This is a genomic window from Arcicella sp. (assembly GCF_964672035.1).
Window position 1 is genome coordinate 38,481 of record NZ_CBABQS010000004.1, and the last position, 18,957, is coordinate 57,437.

The window sequence follows — 18,957 nt, forward strand, 5'->3', positions numbered from 1 at the left end:
TGTACACTCCGTGGTCTAATTTTATTTAATTAAAGCAGAATCATAGACTACTACTTTCGACCAAAGATTTTTGTGATCTTCAATAAATTTTTTGTGCAAAGGATTTACCAAATATTTCTCTTCATCCACTTTATTAGCGAAGATTAATAGTACTGAAAATGAGTACGAAGCATCCGTTACAGATTTATCAAACTCGTTAATTGACGGCGAGCCAATGTGAGCCATTTTGATTTCCTTAATTTTTCCTAAGCCTCGCAATCCAGCCAATAATTTATCATGGTCTTGCTTATTTTTTGGGTCTTTCAACCAAAAGAAAACGTGGTGAACAAATGAGATTGGAGCGTCAACCGTAATACTGGCTTCTGCCTCCGAACTTGCGAATGTTGTCATAACTGTACCTGCCACCAAAGCAGCCGTTGATTTTTCTAAGAATTCTCTTCTTGATGAATTTTCCATAGTATTGTTTTTATCTAAAATTAAGAATAATTACTCTATTTTCAACGCTCCACTCCTACTCAAATCATAATATTTTAAGCCCAATTCTTCCGCTTGCGTAGATAACTTATCTGCATACCAACGTGTATAAGAACCATCAATGATTAAATTTTCAAATTGTACTTTTCCAATAATTTGATTTAGGTCTTTAACTGATTTATTAGCTAAAATCAAATAGTCAAATGATGCGTTTTTTACCTCCAAATCCTTGTGCTTCATATTTTTGCCAATCCACAAAAATGTCTTCTCTTTCCACGCAATCACAGCAATAGAATCATGACTCACAACCTTGACCATATTATTTAAAGAATTATATTTTTGTAATAAATCAACCTTTAAAGTATCTCTAATACCGAAGCTTGACCAATAATTATTTACTCGAAATCCAATATCCTTTCTACTTACCAAAAAAGCTTTATCAGCCAATATAGTAGCATTTTTACCTTCAATAAAAGTTAAAGTAGAATGCTTAGGTGTGGATAAAATTGTTGATAATTCTTGATTTTTTCGTTGAATATTTCCAAGAACGCTCAAAACAATTAAGTTACCCACAATTCCACAATTTATCCACACCCAGATGTATTTACGAGTTTTCCATAAAGCAACAAATCCAAAAATTAAGCCGTATAATAGCCCCATTTCGTAGGTAGAAATCCAGAGAAATTTAGTAATTGATAATGGTAATTGCTCAAAGAAAAGCACCGTTTCATTCAACCATAAAATTGTATATTTCAAACCTTGGCCAAAAAAATTGATAATTGTAATTTGGTTGAAAAGAAGTAACAATTCAGCTAAAATCACAAATCCTAAGCCGTACATTAGCACAATAGAAGACAATAAAATCACGATGGGATTGGCTAAAATAAAGTAATTTGGAAATTGGTGAAAGTAATAAATCGTAATTGGGAAGGTAGCAATTTGAGCCGCAACGGCAACAGTGGTAACTTTCCAAGTTCTATCGCCCGACCAATGTAACCAACTTTTATTCTTATCAATTGGCAATAGCGGATTAAGTTTTGGTTGAAAATGAATCATTCCGAAAACTGCCAAATAGGATAATTGAAAACCAACATTAAATAAAAAATTCGGATTATAGAGCAAAAGCACAAAAGCCGACAAAGCGGTGGTATTATATCCATCTTTATTTTTATTAAATGTTTCAGCAATCAGGAAAATTGAAAACATGATGGATGAACGCAAAACGGGCGAAGACAAACCCGTGACAAAAGCATAAAACCACAGAACCGAAAAAATCAGACAAAAAAAACTAATTTTTCCCGATTTACCTTTTCGTTTCATGCGTCCAAAAATCCACAACAAAACAGCATAAATTACCCCAACGTGCAAACCCGAAACAGAAAGTACATGAATTGCTCCAGCAGCAGAATATGCTTGCATCAAATCGTTGGATAAATCATCTCGCTGTCCAAGTATCATTGCATTGGCAACTCCATACTGATTTTTTCCTTCTACGAAAGTCGTGAGAATTGAATCTGCACGAGCATTTATTTGCAAAGCAAAATTCATTAAAATGTCAGGCGGTTTATTTCCTATTTTTTCAAGATTTTCGGAACGTAAATATTGTTGATGTTCAATATTTTGCCGACGCATATAATTTTGATAATTAAACTCTTCTGGATTTTTGGGTAAAGCAATTTCTTGCGGATTTCCTTTCACAAAAAAAATATCTCCGTATTTAGGTTTCTCAATAGTTTTATTATCAAAATAAAGTAAGATTTTTCCAGAAGTGGATAAAATCGAATTATTTGATATAATTGACCGAATTACTCCAACGGTTTTCCAAGAATTTTCTTTTTCTTCAACCAAGTTATCCACAGTTACTTCAAAATATTCAAATTCACCAATATGGTGTGAATAATGGTGGGAGCTATTATTTTCTGTTCGCAAAAAAGAAAGAAAATAACCCGTAAAAATTAAAATCGTTCCACCAATAATTCCAGTTAATAATGGGTTTTTAATTCTTTGTCGAAAAACAAAAAGAAAGGAATAAATAAATAAAAGCCCAATGCCTATTCCCACAAAAAGTGGAAGATTTGAATACGGTAAAAAATTGTACAGAAAAATTCCACTAATCAATAAAATGGTATAGCGAACGAATGGAAAAGGTGAGAAGTGATTCATTTTCGTCTAATTTGTAGTTTATTTATACAAATTAGCGAATTATTAGTAGAATTAAAAACGGAGAATTGAGAAATTTTAAAAGTAGTCATTTATGACAAATTATACTATTTATCAACCTTTTCCTTTTTCTCCTCCTTTATCAGTGTCAAATTTCGTACCTTTGCGGATTAGCGAAATTTTAAAATCAGCACCAAGCGATATGTCATTAGTTGTTATTGAAAGATTAAAAAAATATCTTAAATCAAATGCTCTTCCTCAGAGCATCTCGAAAGGGAAAGCCATTTTTGCGAGTGGAGGAATCACAACTGAGAATTTCTCAAATGTTGAGAAAGGATTAGCGACCTTTAAAGCCAAAAGTGGTTCAAGTTCAAAGAGTTATGCAGTTACCATAAAAAATTGGAACACGCCAATTATTAATACAAATTGTTCGTGCGATTACGATTGGGGCGGAATTTGCAAACACCGAGTTGCTTCTTTATTAGTGTTGGAAAATGAACTTTCGAGATATACCTCTCTGAATCCGAGTGTTAGTGCGGCCCCAAAGAAAAAAACCTATCCTACATCTCAACACATTATAAGAATTAGTTCTTTTGATGATTGGACTTTGAAAAATTTGGTTTCTCTCGATGATTGGAAAAACCGAAGCACCATCAAAAAAGCCACAATTTTAAAGGCTTTAAATGGTGAAGCTGAGGTTGAAGTTCATTATAAAAATGAGGTTTTTAACACAAAATTTACCAAATTACAGTTTAACGGTGAAATTTCCACACATTGCTCATGTTCACAAGACCTGGAAAATCAGGCTTGTATTCATAAATTAGGAGCATTAATTGTCATTCGAGATACCTACGGAGCCAATAGTCCTTTCGATAAAATGCGAGATTATACGGCCGAAAAAAATAAACTTCTCGCAGAATTTGGCTTCACATTGGAAGATGATTTGAGAGGAAAATTTGATTTCAAACTTAAAACAGACGGAGCAGTTCAGTTAGTAAAACTTGATGTGAGTATCCAAAAAGTAAGTCAATTTCAAAATTGGCGAGCCTTGAATAATCGAATTTTCAGAACGCCCGAAACAACTTTTTCGGTCGGAATTGAAGATGGTTCGAAAGAACAACGTCATATTTTGTACGTAATTAGATGTAAAGGTGAAGAATTTGTGAACGATATTGCCGTGGATACGTACTCATACAAGCCAAGTCCAAATGGCAAAATGACCTATATCCGCACGTTAAAAGAAAGTGATATCGACAATCTTCCAAAAATGGAAGATTCTGATAATCAGATAATTAGCTTAATAAACAGCATTAAAGACGATGGGTTAAAGAATTTTGGCAAGAAAAAAGATTTGCACCTCCCTTACTTTTACGACTACTTGAATCGGGATGAACTTTCTGCTATTGATGCGCCAATTATTGAGGAATATATCAACAAAAAGCTCAATAAAATTTTTAGCTTATTAGCTGATAAACAGGTATTTACGAGCAGGACTTCGTATGTAGGAAGTCAAACCGATATTGAAGAAGCCCAAATTTCAACGGAACAAATTTTGCCATTTTTCGTGCTGAAAGAGGAAGATGATTTTGTGGTTTTGGAAGGTTTTACGAAACTTCACGGTAAAAAAATAAAATTGGCATCGGTTACCAATCCTGGTAGTTATTGGACTCGTACTTTTGGAAAAAATATTTACAAATTAGCCAATCCAGAAGTTGCCAATTTATTGAGTTATTTGCCAAAAAATGGTATCATTAAAGTTCGCAAATCTAACTTTTCAGGATTCTTTCAAGAGTTTGTTTTACCCCTTGCCGAGAAGTTTACGATAGACCTTCAAATTTCACAAGAAATTGAAAATCAAACACTTACCTTCAAAGAAGCTAAAGTTTATTTGAAAGAAGACGAGTCAAATTTGATGTTAATTCCTGTGTATGAGTATTATACGCAAGAAAGAGAGGAACAACAAGTTGTTGAATTCTCGCACGACCAAAAAATCAATAAAATCAATTACGATTCTGATAAAATCACGATTCAAGAAAGGAATCCTGATGCTGAAAAATATCATTACGATATTATTCGTGAACAAAATACCGATTTTAATAGTCAAGAACAATATCCATTCTTTTATTTACCTTTCAACGATGTTTTGAAAGAAGGTTGGCTCTTCAAATTCTTTGAAGCCATGAAAGAACAAAATGTAACTATTTTGGGATTCAAGGAATTAAAGAAATTCAAATATAACCCAAACAAAGCGGTATTCACGGTTACAACGGGTTCTGGAATCGACTGGTTTGATATGCACATTGAAGTACAATTTGGAGACCAATTTGTAGGAATAAAAGAAATTCAGAAGGCCGTTTTAAAGAAACAAAATTACGTTGAATTGAGTGATGGTTCATTAGGAATGTTACCCGAAGAATGGTTGAAAAAGTACGAAAATATCTTAAAATTTGGGCGAGTAAAAGGCGAAGAATTACAGATTTCTAAACTTCATTTCTCTTTAATTGATGAATTAGGAAAAGATATTAACAATTTTGAACTTGAACAAGAATTATTTGAAAAGAAAAGTAAGTTGTTGAATTTCAAGGAGATGGCAGAAATTCCATTGCCAACTAACATTCAAGCCAAACTGCGTGATTATCAAGTTGAAGGGTTCAAGTGGTTAAATTTCTTGGACGAATTTTCGTGGGGTGGTATTCTTGCCGATGATATGGGATTGGGTAAAACATTACAAATGTTAACCTTCCTACAAGAACAACAAAATCGTAATAAGCACAGTGTTCATTTGGTGGTTTTACCAACGACTTTGATTTTCAACTGGCAGGCAGAAGCAGCAAAATTTTGCCCAGATTTGAAATTATACGTCCATCGTGGTGGTACTCGTCAGAAGGTAAATGAGCATTGGAAAGACTATGATATTATCCTAACAACCTACGGAATGGTGCGTTCAGATGTTGAACTATTCCGTGAATTTGATTTTAATTATATCGTTCTTGATGAGTCGCAGGCCATTAAAAATCCTGACTCATTAATTTCAAAAGCTGCCAGATTATTGAATTCTCGTAACCGTTTAGTGATGACGGGGACACCAGTGGAAAACAACACGTTCGATTTATATTCACAAATGGAATTTTTGAACCCTGGATTATTAGGAAGCGCCGAATTTTTCAAGACTGAATTTGCTACGCCAATTGACAAGATGCAAGACAAAGAAAAGGCGGCTCAGTTGCGTAAAATTGTGTATCCATTCATGCTTAAACGGACAAAAGAGGAAGTGGCAAAAGACCTTCCAGACAAAACGGAAAGTATTATTTACTGTGAAATGGATGTAAAACAACGCAAAGTTTATGATACTTTTAGGGAAATGTACCGTCAGAAATTGGTCGATAAAATGGCAATTGACGGAAGAGCAAAATCATCATTTTTGATTTTAGAAGCACTTTTAAAACTTCGCCAGATTTGTGATAGTCCTGCTTTATTGAATGATGAGATAGAATACGACCAGAATTCGGCTAAATTAGAAGAAATTGTTCGTGAAATTGAGGAGAATGCAGGAAATCATAAAATCTTAATTTTCAGTCAGTTCTTGAAAATGTTAGATTTAATTAAAGGGCATTTAGAAAAACATAAAATCAAATATGAATATTTAGATGGCAAAACCACCGACCGTGCCGACCGTGTAAATCACTTCCAAGAAGATGATTCTTGTCGAGTATTTTTAATGAGTTTGAAAGCGGGTGGCGTTGGAATCAACTTAACTGAGGCAGATTATGTTTACTTAGTTGACCCTTGGTGGAATCCAGCCGTTGAGCAACAAGCCATTGATAGAACGCACAGAATTGGGCAGAAGAAAAAGGTTTTTGCTTACAGAATGATTTGTAAAGATACTATTGAAGAAAAGATTTTGTTGCTTCAAGACAAAAAACGTGATATTGCCAAAGACGTTATTAGTACGGAAGATGGATTCTTGAAAAAATTGTCTCAGAATGATATTATTGATTTGTTTTCGTAGGAAATAATAGCAGAAACGATTAGACCACGGATTTGGCGAATTGAGCTGATTTACACAGATTTTTATTTTTTTATCCGTGTAAATCCGTTCAATTCGCCAAATCTGTGGTCTAATCGTTTGTAGTGCGTGCAATCTTATACTCTGCCAATTTGTCAATCGGCATACGATTTGACCATTTAATAAATCATTTTGATGAATATGAATTTTAACATTAATTTTATATGTTATGTCATAGTGGCAGAAAATTCTGTTTTAAGTACAGGAATTAACCGATGATAATTTCAGAGAATAAACCCCTCGTTACTAATTACATAGCCAAACCTCAAAACAGCATTCACCAATAACCAATAATTTTATATCAACATTATGAGTTATAATAGAACATTTTTAAATAACCTCAGACTTACCGAAATCACTGATTTTGATAACATAGAACTCATCCCAATCGGAGGAGAAGACATTGATGATGATAAATTAGGAGTACTTTCTGATGAATTACCTATTTTGCCAGTTCGTAATATGGTTTTGTTTCCCGGGATGGTCATTCCGATTACCGTTGGACGACAAAAATCAATTCGTTTAGTTAAAAAAGCGTATAAAGGCAACCGTACTTTAGGCGTAATTACGCAGGCAAATCCCAATAAAGAAGACCCTACGGGCGAAGATTTGTTTAAAGTTGGTACGGTAGCGCATATTCTCAAAATGATTGCTTTGCCGGGTGGAAACACCACCATTATTGTGCAGGGTCGCAAGCGTTTTGAGGTGGAAAGTTATACAAAAACGGATCCAAATCTCACCGCAAAAGTGGCTTATTGGGATGATAATTTACCAAAAAAATTGAACAAGGAAAACAAAGCCTTGATTCAGTCTTTGCGTGAAATGGCTTCTAAAATCTTATTTCTGAATCCGGAAATTCCCCGTGAAGCCCAAATTGCCCTTGATAACATCGAATCAGCCGATTTTTTGATTCATTTCTTATCGGCAAATGTCAATGCAGAAGGTAATGAAAAACAACAATTATTAGAAATTAGAGACGGTCTGGAACAAGCTCGTCGTTTGTTGGAGCTGATGATGAATGACATTGATTTATTGGAAATAAAACGTGAAATTCAGAGCAAAGCCAGTAGCGATATTGACCAACAACAACGGGATTATTATCTTCGCCAACAGATAAAAGTGTTACAGGAAGAATTGGGCGTGGAAAGTCCAGAGGTGGAGATTGACAAAATTAGAGCCAAAGGAGCTAACAAAAAATGGAGTAAAGAAGTAGGAGACCATTTCAATAAAGAATTAGCTAAATTGCAACGTACCAATTCAATGTCGGCAGAATACCCGATGTTGATGAATTATGTTGAATTATTAACCGATTTGCCATGGAATGAGACAACCAAAGATAATTTCGACCTCAAGAAAGCCCAAAAAATTCTTGACAATGACCATTCAGGTTTAGAAAAAGTCAAAGAAAGAATCATCGAATATTTGGCCGTTTTGAAAATGAAAGGCAATATGAAAGCCCCAATTTTATGTCTTTATGGCCCTCCTGGTGTAGGTAAAACTTCCCTCGGAAAGTCAGTTGCCAAGGCATTGGGTCGTAAGTATGTTCGTATGGCTTTGGGTGGTTTGCACGATGAATCTGAAATCAGAGGGCATCGCAAAACATATATTGGAGCCATGCCGGGAAAATTGATTCAAAATATCAAAAAGGCGGGTTCGGCAAATCCTGTTTTTATCTTAGATGAAATTGATAAAGTAGGCTCAGACCACCGTGGCGACCCATCATCAGCACTTTTGGAAGTCCTTGATCCTGAGCAAAATAGTTCATTTATGGATAATTATTTGGAAGTTGAATATGACCTCTCAAAAATATTATTCATTGCCACGGCCAACTCATTGGATACCATTCATCCTGCCCTCCGTGACCGTATGGAAATTATTGACATTAGCGGTTATACGATTGAGGAAAAAGTACAAATTGCTAAAAAACACCTTGTTCCGAAGCAAAAAGCGGAACATGGTTTAGATAATAAAACGCTTAGTATTACCGATGCTGCTTTGCAAAAATTGGTGGAAGGATATACTCGTGAGTCAGGCGTGCGTAAATTGGAGCAACAGATTGGAAAATTGGTTCGTAAAATTACAAAATCTATTGCGATGGAGGAAGAATATCCAAAAACGATTAAGCCCGAAGAAGTTGTAAAACTATTAGGTCAAGAGATTTTTGATAAAGATTTATACGAAACAAATGATGCCGCAGGCGTAGTTACAGGCTTGGCTTGGACACCCGTTGGCGGCGATATACTTTTTATTGAATCCATTCTCAATCGTGGAAAAGGAGGCATTACACTCTCTGGACAATTGGGGGATGTGATGAAGGAGTCGGCAATGGCGGCGCTTTCGTATCTACGGGCGCATGCGGAAGACTACGACATTGACTATCGTATTTTTGAAAATTATAACCTTCACGTACACGTACCCGCAGGAGCGGTGCCAAAAGATGGGCCTTCAGCGGGAATAACGATGACGACTTCCATTGCTTCGGCACTAACCCAACGCAAAGTGAAACCTCATTTAGCGATGACGGGTGAAGTAACTTTACGGGGAAAAGTATTGCCAGTGGGAGGGATAAAAGAAAAGATTTTAGCGGCTAAACGTGCGGGTATTAAAGAAATTATCCTTTGTTATAAAAACCGCAAAGATATCGAAGAAATCACGCCATCGTATATCTCTGACCTAACTTTCCATTACGTGGACTATGTAGATGAAGTTTTAGAAATTGCGTTGATGAAGGAAAAAGTTTCTAAACCGATTAAGTTTATTTTTCCCGAGGAGAAGAAAGAGGCTATCTTAAATTAAGGTTTTCAAAATGGTTCAAGCACAAAAGTTCTGGTTGACTATTATGAATGACATGAAGCAAATGGATGTTGAAGACGTACTATTTGCTTCTGTAAATGGTTTACCCCGAAGCATTTACAGAAGCTATCGAATCGGAATTTTCCCACACCCAGGTGCAACTTTTATAGTAATATATCAGCTTATTTTGATTACTCCCCCTTGATTCGGAAAATGATTTATACCACTAATACGGTTGAGTCTTATCATCGAAATATCCGCAAAATGACAAAAACAAAGGCGGCTTTTACTTCAGATAATGCCTTGTTAAAACTGGCTTTTTAGCCAACTAAAACATGGAAAAAATCTTGAATAAAACCGCCTTTCAATGGAAATCAATTTTATCAGAATTACCGGTTACTTTTGGAGATAGAATTCAAATCCAAAAACTGGAAATTTGATTTAACACAGTTTAGTGAAGACTCTCTGAGTGAACGAAACTTTTCTCATTACGAAAAAAACTTGCCGACTTTCAACTCATTGGCTTTCTTACTTCAAAACATAAGCCAAAGATTCTTCATTTTCCGTAATCCAATCGGTGATTTCTTGCACAATTTGTTTCATCGAAATCTCAGGTTTCCAGCCCGTCAAAGCCGTAACTTTTGAATTATCAGTGATGTACAAAGGAATATCCGCCGCACGATTTTCTGGAACTTGACTTATTGAAATGGTTTTACCAGTAACTTCTTGACAAATCTGAGTCAATTCTTGCAACGAAGCACTTACTTCTACGCCACCCCCAACATTCAGGATTTCGCCGTTAACCTTATCAATATTATGTAATTGAAAATCAATGAGCTTATATAAATCTTTTACGTGAAGCATATCACGGGTTTGTCTGCCCGAACCGCCGTAACCGATATACGCCAATTTCTGTTCCCAGAAGTGTTTTGCTACCCAAAGTACCATCACACCTTGGTCGATTTTACCCATTTGCCAAGGACCAGTCAGTACACCACAACGATTGATGACGGTTTTCATGCCGTAAAATTCGTTGTATTCATGAATCATTAATTCGGATGCTAATTTGGTTGCTCCGTATAATGACCTTGCACCGTCTAATGGAAAATCTTCGGCAATTCCTTTTGAAGAAACACCTCTGATTGGTTGATTATCCATTAAAGTAAAGCGAGTTTCTTGTTCTTCGTAATTCAGTTTTTCAATCGCTTTGATGGGATAAATACGGCTCGTTGAAAGGAAAATAAAGTTTGCACCGCATTTTTTGGTATAGTTCAAACAATTGATTGTTCCGACTAAATTGGTATTAATCAAATAGTCGGGTGTTCCGTCTAATCCTGCTAAAACCGAAGGTTCAGCTGATGCTTCAATGACAAAATCTACCTTTGGAAGGGAATCAAAATCTTCTTTATTACGAATATCTCCATGAACAAAAACAGCCCCAGCTTTCGCCAAACGAGGTAAATTGAGTTCAGAACCTTTACGTTTGAGGTTATCCAAACAGATAACTTCGTAAGTTGGATAATTACTTTTAATGTTGATGGCAAGTGCCGAACCGACAAAACCCGCCCCGCCTGTTAGTAGTATTTTCATTTATTATTGTTTTCTATGTTCTTATACGATTGATTATCAATTTTAAGAATATAAATATGATGGACTCATAATTTATAAAGAACTGCCTCTATAATTTCCCATCCTTCATCTTTGCCAATGCGCTGATGAGATTGCCCCCATTTACCCTCGCCATTTATCAATTTGCTTCGGAACAACGTCAATGGCTTTTTCAATAATTTTGGGAGCGAGTGGTTTTACTAAGGGATATAGATACGTATTTTTGGTTTCTTTTTCTGGAAATTTTATACCGATAGAACTGGTTAGCCAGATAAAAATGCTAATGCCAAAAGCCCATGTCAATGCTCCTATAATTGCGCCTGCGAGCGAGTCAAAACTGCCCAAAACGGTATATTTGATGGATTTTCGTAGAGTCCAACCTAATTTATTAATGAGAAATACAATCGGGAAAAATACCGCTCCAAAGCCAATGTAAGGCACTAATTTCTCCGTCATACGATTATTCACGTAAGGCGAAATCCAATCACCCGCATAACCCAAGGCTCGAAAACCAATAATAACCGAAATCACAAAAGCGGCTATCGAAATGACTTCAATAATGATGCCCCGTTGATAGCCGATGTATGCTCCCCAAAGCGTGGGAAGAAGTATGAGAATGTCAATTAATTGCATTATAGCTGTAAGCGATGAGCTTTGAGCCTTGAGCCTTAAGAAAAATTTTCAACTTTTATTCTCATAGCTCAAAGCTCACGGCTCAAAGCTAATTCAAAAGTGCTTTTACCATCGCAGAAACAACTTTTCCATCCGCTAAACCTGCTAATTCTTTAGTGGCAACGCCCATCATTTTACCAATGTCTGACGGAGCAGATGCACCTACCCGAGTTTTTATTTCCTCTAATTTTGCTCTTAGTTCATCTTCCGATAATTGTTTCGGTAAAAACGCTTCGATGATTGTCAATTCCGCTTGTTCAACTCTTGCCAAATCTTCACGTCCTTGGGAAGTAAATATTTCCAAAGAATCCCTGCGTTGTTTGGCGGCTTTGGTCAAAAGTTTCATTTCAATATCTGCTGAAAGGTCGCCAACAGTATGAGTGCCTGAAGTTTCTTCCAATAGAATTAATGATTTAATAGCACGGAGCGTTCTGAGACGGTCTTGGTCTTTGGCACGCATGGCATCTTTAATGCCGTTGTCGATATTAGTTTTTAATGACATATTAAAAAAGTTCTGTATTTTATGTACTGAGTTCTCAGTTTACCTTAACTTTGAACTATTCGGAGAACATTAGTTTCGTTTTCAATGTTCAATTCACAAAAGTAATAAAATCGTTATTGGTTATTGAGTATTGGTTGTTAGTATTTTCACTAAGACCTAAACCCTAACCACTAACACCTAATAATAAAATGACTAAATTAAGCGTAAATATCAACAAAATAGCCACTCTTCGTAATTCGAGAGGAGGCCACAATCCAAATGTAGTAAAAGTGGCGTTGGACTGTGAGCGTTTCGGTGCGGAAGGAATTACCGTACATCCCCGTCCCGACGAACGCCATATTCGTTATCGTGACGTTTATGATTTGAAAGAAGTTATTACGACTGAATTTAACATTGAAGGAAATCCAACGGAGGCAAAATTTATTGAATTAGTCCTTGCCAATCGTCCGACCCAAGTAACGTTTGTACCCGATGCTTTAGGGGCGCTTACTTCCAATGCAGGTTGGGATACCATAAAACACAAAAGCTTTTTGCAAGATTTGATTGCTCAATTTCAAGAAGCAGGAATCAGAACATCAATCTTCGTGGATGCCGACCCACGCATGGTAGAAGGAGCGAAAGAAACAGGAACGGACAGGATAGAATTATACACCGAACCTTACGCCGAAAACTATCTCAAAAACCGTGAATTAGCGATTAAAGACTTTATTGTAGCGGCTCAAAAAGCCAATGAATTAGATTTAGGAATCAATGCAGGACACGATTTGAGTTTGGATAATTTGCGTTATTTTAAACAAAATATTCCTAACCTCTTAGAAGTTTCCATCGGTCACGCCTTAATTTGTGATGCTTTGTATTTAGGTTTGGAGAATGCGGTTCAGTTGTATCTGCGGGAGACAAAAGCGGAGTAGGTTAATAAATATCAACCAAATGAATTTCAACCATTTAAAACAAAACACAATATCATTCCTAAAAAGAATTTTCCAATATAAAGCCGTAAGAATTATTTCTTACGGCTTATTGCTTTTCGTTGCCTTAGACTTCATTTTCCCCTTCAAAGTCCAACCTAATTATTCCACTTTAATTACTGATTCGGAAGGAAAAGTACTTCATGCTTTTTTGAATAATCAGGATAAATGGCGAATGAAAACGGAGCTTTCAGAGATTACGCCAACGCTCGAAAAAGCCATTGTTTATAAGGAAGACCGTTGGTTTCGTTGGCATTTTGGGGTAAATCCTTTTGCGATTATGCGGGCGGGTGTGCGTAATGTATTTACGGGCAGACGAACCTCTGGGGCGAGTACCATCACGATGCAAGTTATTCGATTATTGAAGCCCCAAAGTCGGACGTATTTCAATAAAATTATCGAAATTCTGCGTGCTTTTCAATTGGAAGTGCATTACTCCAAAGATGAAATCCTCCAACTTTATCTAAATCTGGTGCCTTACGGCTCAAATATCGAAGGCATAAAATCTGCTTCCATTTTGTACTTTCAGAAGTCGCCCGATGTATTAAGTTTAGCGGAGGTGATGGCTTTGGCAATTATTCCAAATCGTCCATCAAGTTTGCGTTTGGGAATTAATAATGATTTTATTCTGAAGGAAAGGAATCGTTGGTTGAATGAATTTAAAGAACTGGAAGTATTTCATGATCAGGACATTGACGATGCTCTGAGCGAACCTTTAAACGTTCAAAGACACGAGGCACCCAAGCTTGCACCGCATCTTTCTTTACGATTAAAAAATGAGTATCCGACCGAGGCAAATATTCATTCTTCCTTGATTCGGAATAAGCAATTGACGATTGAGAAAATTGTACAAAACTACGTGAGTCGGCTTTATGCCATGAATATTCATAACGCTGCGGTGATGGTAATAAATAACCAAACGCACCAAGTGGAGGCATATGTGGGTTCGGCAGATTTTAATAATCCCGTGGACGGCGGACAAGTGGATGGCGTGCGAGCGATTCGTTCACCAGGAAGTACGTTGAAACCACTTTTATACGCAACGGCTTTTGACAAGGGAATTATCACGCCAAAAACAACCATTAATGACGTTCCAACGAATTTTGGCGGTTTTGAACCTGAGAATTTTGATAAATTATTTCACGGAAAAATTACGATTGAATACGCTTTAGCAAATTCACTGAATATTCCTGCCGTTAAAATCTTAAAGGAAATTTCTACGCCCGTTTTGGTGGATAAACTCAAAAAAGCAGATTTTCAAGCGGTAAAAAAGAATTCATCCAAATTAGGATTATCCTTAGTTTTGGGTGGCTGTGGCGTGACTTTGGAAGAGTTGACCAATTTGTTTTCGAGTTTTACGAATGAAGGCCAATTTCAGAAATCAAAATATATCAAATCTGAGAACCAATCCGAAATCGTAAATCGTCAATCCGAAATCATTTCCCCTGAATCCACCTACCTAATCAATCAAATCTTAACGCAAATTACTCGTCCAGATTTACCCAACAACTATGCCTATACGTACCGAATGCCCAAAATTGCTTGGAAAACGGGCACATCTTTCGGTAAAAAAGATGCGTGGAGCATTGGCTACAATGCCAAATATACAGTTGGGATTTGGGTGGGGAATTTCTCTGGCGAAGGCGTTCCGGAACTTTCGGGAGCCAATATTGCCACGCCACTTTTATTCGATATTTTCAATACAATTGATTATAATTCTTCCTCAAAATGGTTCAAATCGCCCGAAAATATGGCGATGAGAAAGGTCTGTGCAGAAAGTGGAGATGTTCCTAATGAATTTTGTGTCAATCAAATAACGGATTATTATATTCCGAGTATTTCAAAAATGACTTTATGTACGCACGCCAAGTATGTGTATGTAAGTACGGATGAGCGAATGAGTTATTGCTCGCATTGTTTGCCTGATAACGGGGCGGTCAAGAAAGTTTATCCAAACTTCGCACCCGAGTTAGTAAGTTGGTTTGAAACTAAGCATATTCTTTACGCCAATATTCCTCCGCATAATCCAACATGTGAAAGAATATTCCAAGAAAATGCGCCACAAATAGTCTATCCTGTGGATGGTTTGGAATATATTTTGGATAAAAACGATACGCAAAAATTAATGCTAAACGCTCAAGTCAGAAATGATGTGAAGGAAATTTATTGGTATATCAACGATAAATTACTGCAAAAATCAACGCCAAATACGCCCATTTTTTTTGAGCCAAGGGCAGGGAAAATTAAGATTTCTTGCAGTGATGACAAAGGAAGGAATACGGATATTTTTGTAAAGATTCGATGGGAATAATAGGACTTCGATTTAAGGAATATTAACCCAAGCCCCCAATTTCAGAGATTTTATTGCACAAATACTGGCTCGTGAAGTATTGATAATTTCTTCAAAAGGAATAATAGCTTCTCCGCCGTTTTTGAGTCTTTCCAAAAATAATCGGAATTGTTCGTAATGTCCTTTGTCTTGACTTTTAAATATTCCAGATATTCCAGTGGATTTTAGACCGTAATATTTCGATTTACGAAAATTATCAACCACCATCGTTTTTCCTTGTGAATAAACTTCAATTCTTTCTTTGGAATAACGCTTATTTCCATTGGCAAAATAATTGATTACGCCCGTTGAGCCATTTTGATATTTCAATAAAATAGTCGCATTATCTGTATTCTCTTGGGGATTTTTACCCATTGGATTCATAACCACCGATTCCACTAAACTGCCTGATAGATAAGTAATTAAGTCGATAAAATGGCAGGCTTCTCCGATGATTCTTCCACCACCAATACTCATGTCTTGCGTCCAATGATTTGCTGGAATTTCACCCACATTTATCGTTGCAACTACATTAATTGGGATAGTTGAATGTCCTAATTTTTGTTTAATATCTTGAACAAAAGGTGAAAATCTACGATTAAATCCAACTGTTAAAGTCTTACCACATTGCTCGTAAACGTCAATAATTTCATTAATTTCGTCCAGACAAAGTGCCAGCGGTTTTTCCACAAAAACGTGTTTTCCTGCTTGCAAGGCTGCGATACACATACGAGCGTGAGCATTGTGTCGAGTTGTGATTATTATAGCATCAACTTCCAAATCATTCAAAATGTCATCATTATTTGTGGTAGAATATTGAACATCAAACTTTTTGGCCAATAACGTTCCCGATAAACCCGAGGAGGACGATAAATATTTGATACTGGCTTTGAGTTTGGATAAAACAGGAAGGACAGTTGCTTTGGTAAAATTTCCTGACCCGATGATGCCTAAAACAGCATTTGAGTTATAGATATCGTGATTTTTGAGGGTAATTTTAGTTTGTGTTACGTCAATAGTTTCACGATATTTTAGAATAGAAGCAATGGATTTTGACTTCCCAATATTTTCATAAACTTGCTTATAATCTTGAAAATTAACTACTTCCGTAATTAAAGGTTGCACTTTAAGCCGACTTATTGAGATAAATTTTAATACCGTTTCAAAATTTCGATTCAACGTCCAGCGTACCGAATCAATCGGATAATCTTGTCCATTTTGCTCATAATTAGCATCGTATCGCCCTGGCCCATACGAACATGAAACTTGAAAAGTCAATTCTTTTTCGTAGAAATCAGTACGGTTAATATTCAGTCCAACAACGCCCACCAACACAATTCTGCCCCGTTTTCGAGACATTTTTGCTGCTTCCGAAATCACTGCGTTTGATTTGGTTGAAGCTGTAATAATAACCGCATCAACGCCCATATTTTGGGTAATTTCTTGGGCAATTTTTACAGAATCATTATCTTCTGAAACTTTGAACGCTTTTACACCTTTTGTGTTCGCTAAATCAACTTTCGATTGGTCAGAATCGAATGCAATTACTTCACATCCATTAGCCTGCAATAATTCTATAGTTAATTGACCGGTGAGTCCAAGGCCAATTACAGCGACAGTTTCTCCTAAAGTTGGATTTGCTAAGCGAATTCCTTGCAAAGCGATTGCTCCAACAACTGTAAAAGCAGCTTCATCATCAGAAACATTATCTGGAATTAGAGCGACTAAGTTTTTTGGTACACAAACCACTTCTGCATGAGCACCATTTGACGCTACACGGTCACCAATTTTGAATTCGGTTATTCCTTCGCCAATCGCTACGACTTCGCCTACGTTACAATATCCCAAAGGAATTGGTTCAGATAATTTTCTAAAAACAGCCTCAACGGTTGGTTTGAACCCATCGGTTTTGATTTTATCAAAAACCTGTTTCACTTTTTCGGGTTGTTGTCGGGCTTTTTCAATAAAATTAGCTTTCCCGAATTCTACCAGCATTTTTTCAGTACCCAGCGATACTAAACTACGAGACGTTTTAATCAACACACAACCTTTTCGTACCTGCGGAACAGGTATTTCTTCTAAAATTGTTTCGCCAGTTTGTAGGTGTTGAATAAGTTGTTTCATGGATTAATCAGTTAGTAAATAATGGAACGCAGATGACGTAGATGCTTCGCAACGCAGATTTGAAAGGATTTTTTAATAGAATACATTTAGTATTTTTTAATCTGCAAAAATCTGCGTTGCCGAAGGCATCTGTGTCATCTGCGTGCCAAATGATTATTTCGTAATTTTCGATACCAAAATCTCTGCAATTCTTTCCGCTGTTTTTCCGTCCCAAAGTGGTGGAATTTGTCCTTGTTTGGTCTTTCCTTCCAAAATTTCGACTAATTTTTCGTGAACTGTTTGTGGATTTAAGTCGGCTAAAAGCTGATTTGTTCCAATTTCCACCGTGATTGGTCGTTCCGTAGAATCTCTAAAAGTCAAACAGGGCACTTTCAAAAACGTCGTTTCTTCTTGAATTCCACCCGAATCTGTAATAATCACCGAAGCATTTTGCATCAACTGTAAAAATTCCAAATATCCCTGTGGCTCTGTCAAAATGAGGTTTTTTATAGCACTTAATGGTTCATAAAGTCCAAATTTCTTTAAATTATTTGCCGTTCTTGGGTGAATGGGCAAAACAACTTTTTTGTATTTTGCGGTATCTTCAATAATTGATAAAATCGCTTTTAGTCCTTCCTCGGTGTCCACATTGGCGGGACGGTGCATGGTCATGACCACAAATTCATCTTTCGATAAACCCAATTCCTCCAAAACTGTCGTTTGTTGTGCTTTTTCGAGATAATGTACCAACGAATCAATCATTACATTTCCCACAAAAAATACTTTTTCATCGGATACGCCTTCTCGTTTGAGATTATCCACGCCCGATTTTTCAGTAATGAAAAGATAATCAGAAACGCTATCGGTCAAAATTCTATTTAGTTCTTCGGGCATCGAGCGGTCACCACTTCGCAAACCCGCCTCTACGTGAGCAACGGGAATGTGCAATTTAATAGCCACTAACGCACAAGCAAGTGTAGCATTTACATCGCCTACCACCAACACTAAATCGGGCTGTTCCGTTAAAATAACCTTTTCAAAAGCAAGCATTGTATTGGCCGTAACTTCGGTATGCGAACCACCACCGATACCCAAAAAGTAATGCGGTTTTGGCATTTGAAGCTGTTCAAAAAAGACATCGCTCATTTTAGCATCAAAATGCTGCCCCGTATGGACAATTTTAGAATCAATTTCTGGATGATTCTCGAAAGCACGGTGAAGTGGAGCGACCTTCATAAAATTAGGTCTGGCACCGACTATATTTAAGATTTTTATCATATCA

General features: G+C 36.5%; 11 protein-coding genes and 1 pseudogene. 5 read left to right on the forward strand and 7 right to left on the reverse strand.

Translation table 11 applies throughout. From position 1 onward, the window contains the following. Positions 1-21: 21 nt before the first annotated feature. Positions 22-456 (reverse strand): Dabb family protein, encoded by a 435-nt coding sequence (locus AC1W31_RS01925; protein WP_481732708.1) that lies wholly within the window; start codon positions 454-456, stop codon positions 22-24. Between the two features lie 30 nt (positions 457-486). Continuing rightward, positions 487-2,637, reverse strand: a complete 2,151-nt coding sequence (locus AC1W31_RS01930) for a ComEC/Rec2 family competence protein (protein WP_481732709.1) — start codon at positions 2,635-2,637, stop codon at positions 487-489. 91 nt (positions 2,638-2,728) lie between these two features. Here AC1W31_RS01930 and AC1W31_RS01935 point away from each other — a divergent pair, with 91 nt between their 5' ends. From AC1W31_RS01935 to AC1W31_RS01945, 3 genes and pseudogenes are all read left to right on the forward strand, one after another. Beyond that, the gene (locus AC1W31_RS01935) at positions 2,729-6,643 is read left to right on the forward strand and encodes a DEAD/DEAH box helicase (protein ID WP_481732710.1); all 3,915 of its coding nucleotides are present in this window, start codon (positions 2,729-2,731) and stop codon (positions 6,641-6,643) included. A gap of 366 nt (positions 6,644-7,009) precedes the next feature. After that, a complete protein-coding gene (lon, locus tag AC1W31_RS01940) occupies positions 7,010-9,496 on the forward strand; it encodes an endopeptidase La (protein ID WP_481732711.1) in 2,487 nt (828 codons plus the stop codon). A 174-nt stretch (positions 9,497-9,670) separates the two neighbouring features. Continuing rightward, positions 9,671-9,814, forward strand: a pseudogene (locus tag AC1W31_RS01945) (transposase); the annotation flags it as partial. A 207-nt stretch (positions 9,815-10,021) separates the two neighbouring features. On the opposite strand, the gene AC1W31_RS01950 reads toward AC1W31_RS01945, so the two are convergent. The 3 genes from AC1W31_RS01950 to AC1W31_RS01960 all read right to left on the reverse strand — a co-directional run bounded on the left by AC1W31_RS01950 (position 10,022) and on the right by AC1W31_RS01960 (position 12,275). Further along, positions 10,022-11,083 carry an NAD-dependent epimerase/dehydratase family protein gene (locus AC1W31_RS01950; protein WP_481732712.1) on the reverse strand — a complete coding sequence of 354 codons (1,062 nt, stop codon included), beginning with the start codon at positions 11,081-11,083 and terminating at the stop codon, positions 10,022-10,024. Between the two features lie 141 nt (positions 11,084-11,224). Then, the gene (locus tag AC1W31_RS01955) at positions 11,225-11,734 is read right to left on the reverse strand and encodes a CvpA family protein (protein WP_481732713.1); all 510 of its coding nucleotides are present in this window, start codon (positions 11,732-11,734) and stop codon (positions 11,225-11,227) included. Positions 11,735-11,822: 88 nt separating this feature from the next. After that, positions 11,823-12,275, reverse strand: coding sequence for a GatB/YqeY domain-containing protein (locus tag AC1W31_RS01960; protein WP_481732714.1), 453 nt, complete (start codon positions 12,273-12,275; stop codon positions 11,823-11,825). 188 nt (positions 12,276-12,463) lie between these two features. Between AC1W31_RS01960 and AC1W31_RS01965 the strand changes: the two genes are divergently transcribed. Together AC1W31_RS01965 and pbpC are read left to right on the forward strand one after the other, a co-directional pair. Beyond that, positions 12,464-13,186 carry a pyridoxine 5'-phosphate synthase gene (locus AC1W31_RS01965; protein WP_481732715.1) on the forward strand — a complete coding sequence of 241 codons (723 nt, stop codon included), beginning with the start codon at positions 12,464-12,466 and terminating at the stop codon, positions 13,184-13,186. 19 nt (positions 13,187-13,205) lie between these two features. Next, positions 13,206-15,554 (forward strand): penicillin-binding protein 1C, encoded by a 2,349-nt coding sequence (gene pbpC / locus AC1W31_RS01970; protein ID WP_481732716.1) that lies wholly within the window; start codon positions 13,206-13,208, stop codon positions 15,552-15,554. 12 nt (positions 15,555-15,566) lie between these two features. Here pbpC and AC1W31_RS01975 read toward each other — a convergent pair whose 3' ends face one another. After that, positions 15,567-17,696, reverse strand: coding sequence for a bi-domain-containing oxidoreductase (locus AC1W31_RS01975; RefSeq protein WP_481732717.1), 2,130 nt, complete (start codon positions 17,694-17,696; stop codon positions 15,567-15,569). Between the two features lie 153 nt (positions 17,697-17,849). Further along, positions 17,850-18,953: a non-hydrolyzing UDP-N-acetylglucosamine 2-epimerase gene (wecB, locus tag AC1W31_RS01980; protein ID WP_481732718.1), complete on the reverse strand. Its 1,104-nt coding sequence runs from the start codon at positions 18,951-18,953 to the stop codon at positions 17,850-17,852. Between the last annotated feature and the right edge of the window lie 4 nt (positions 18,954-18,957).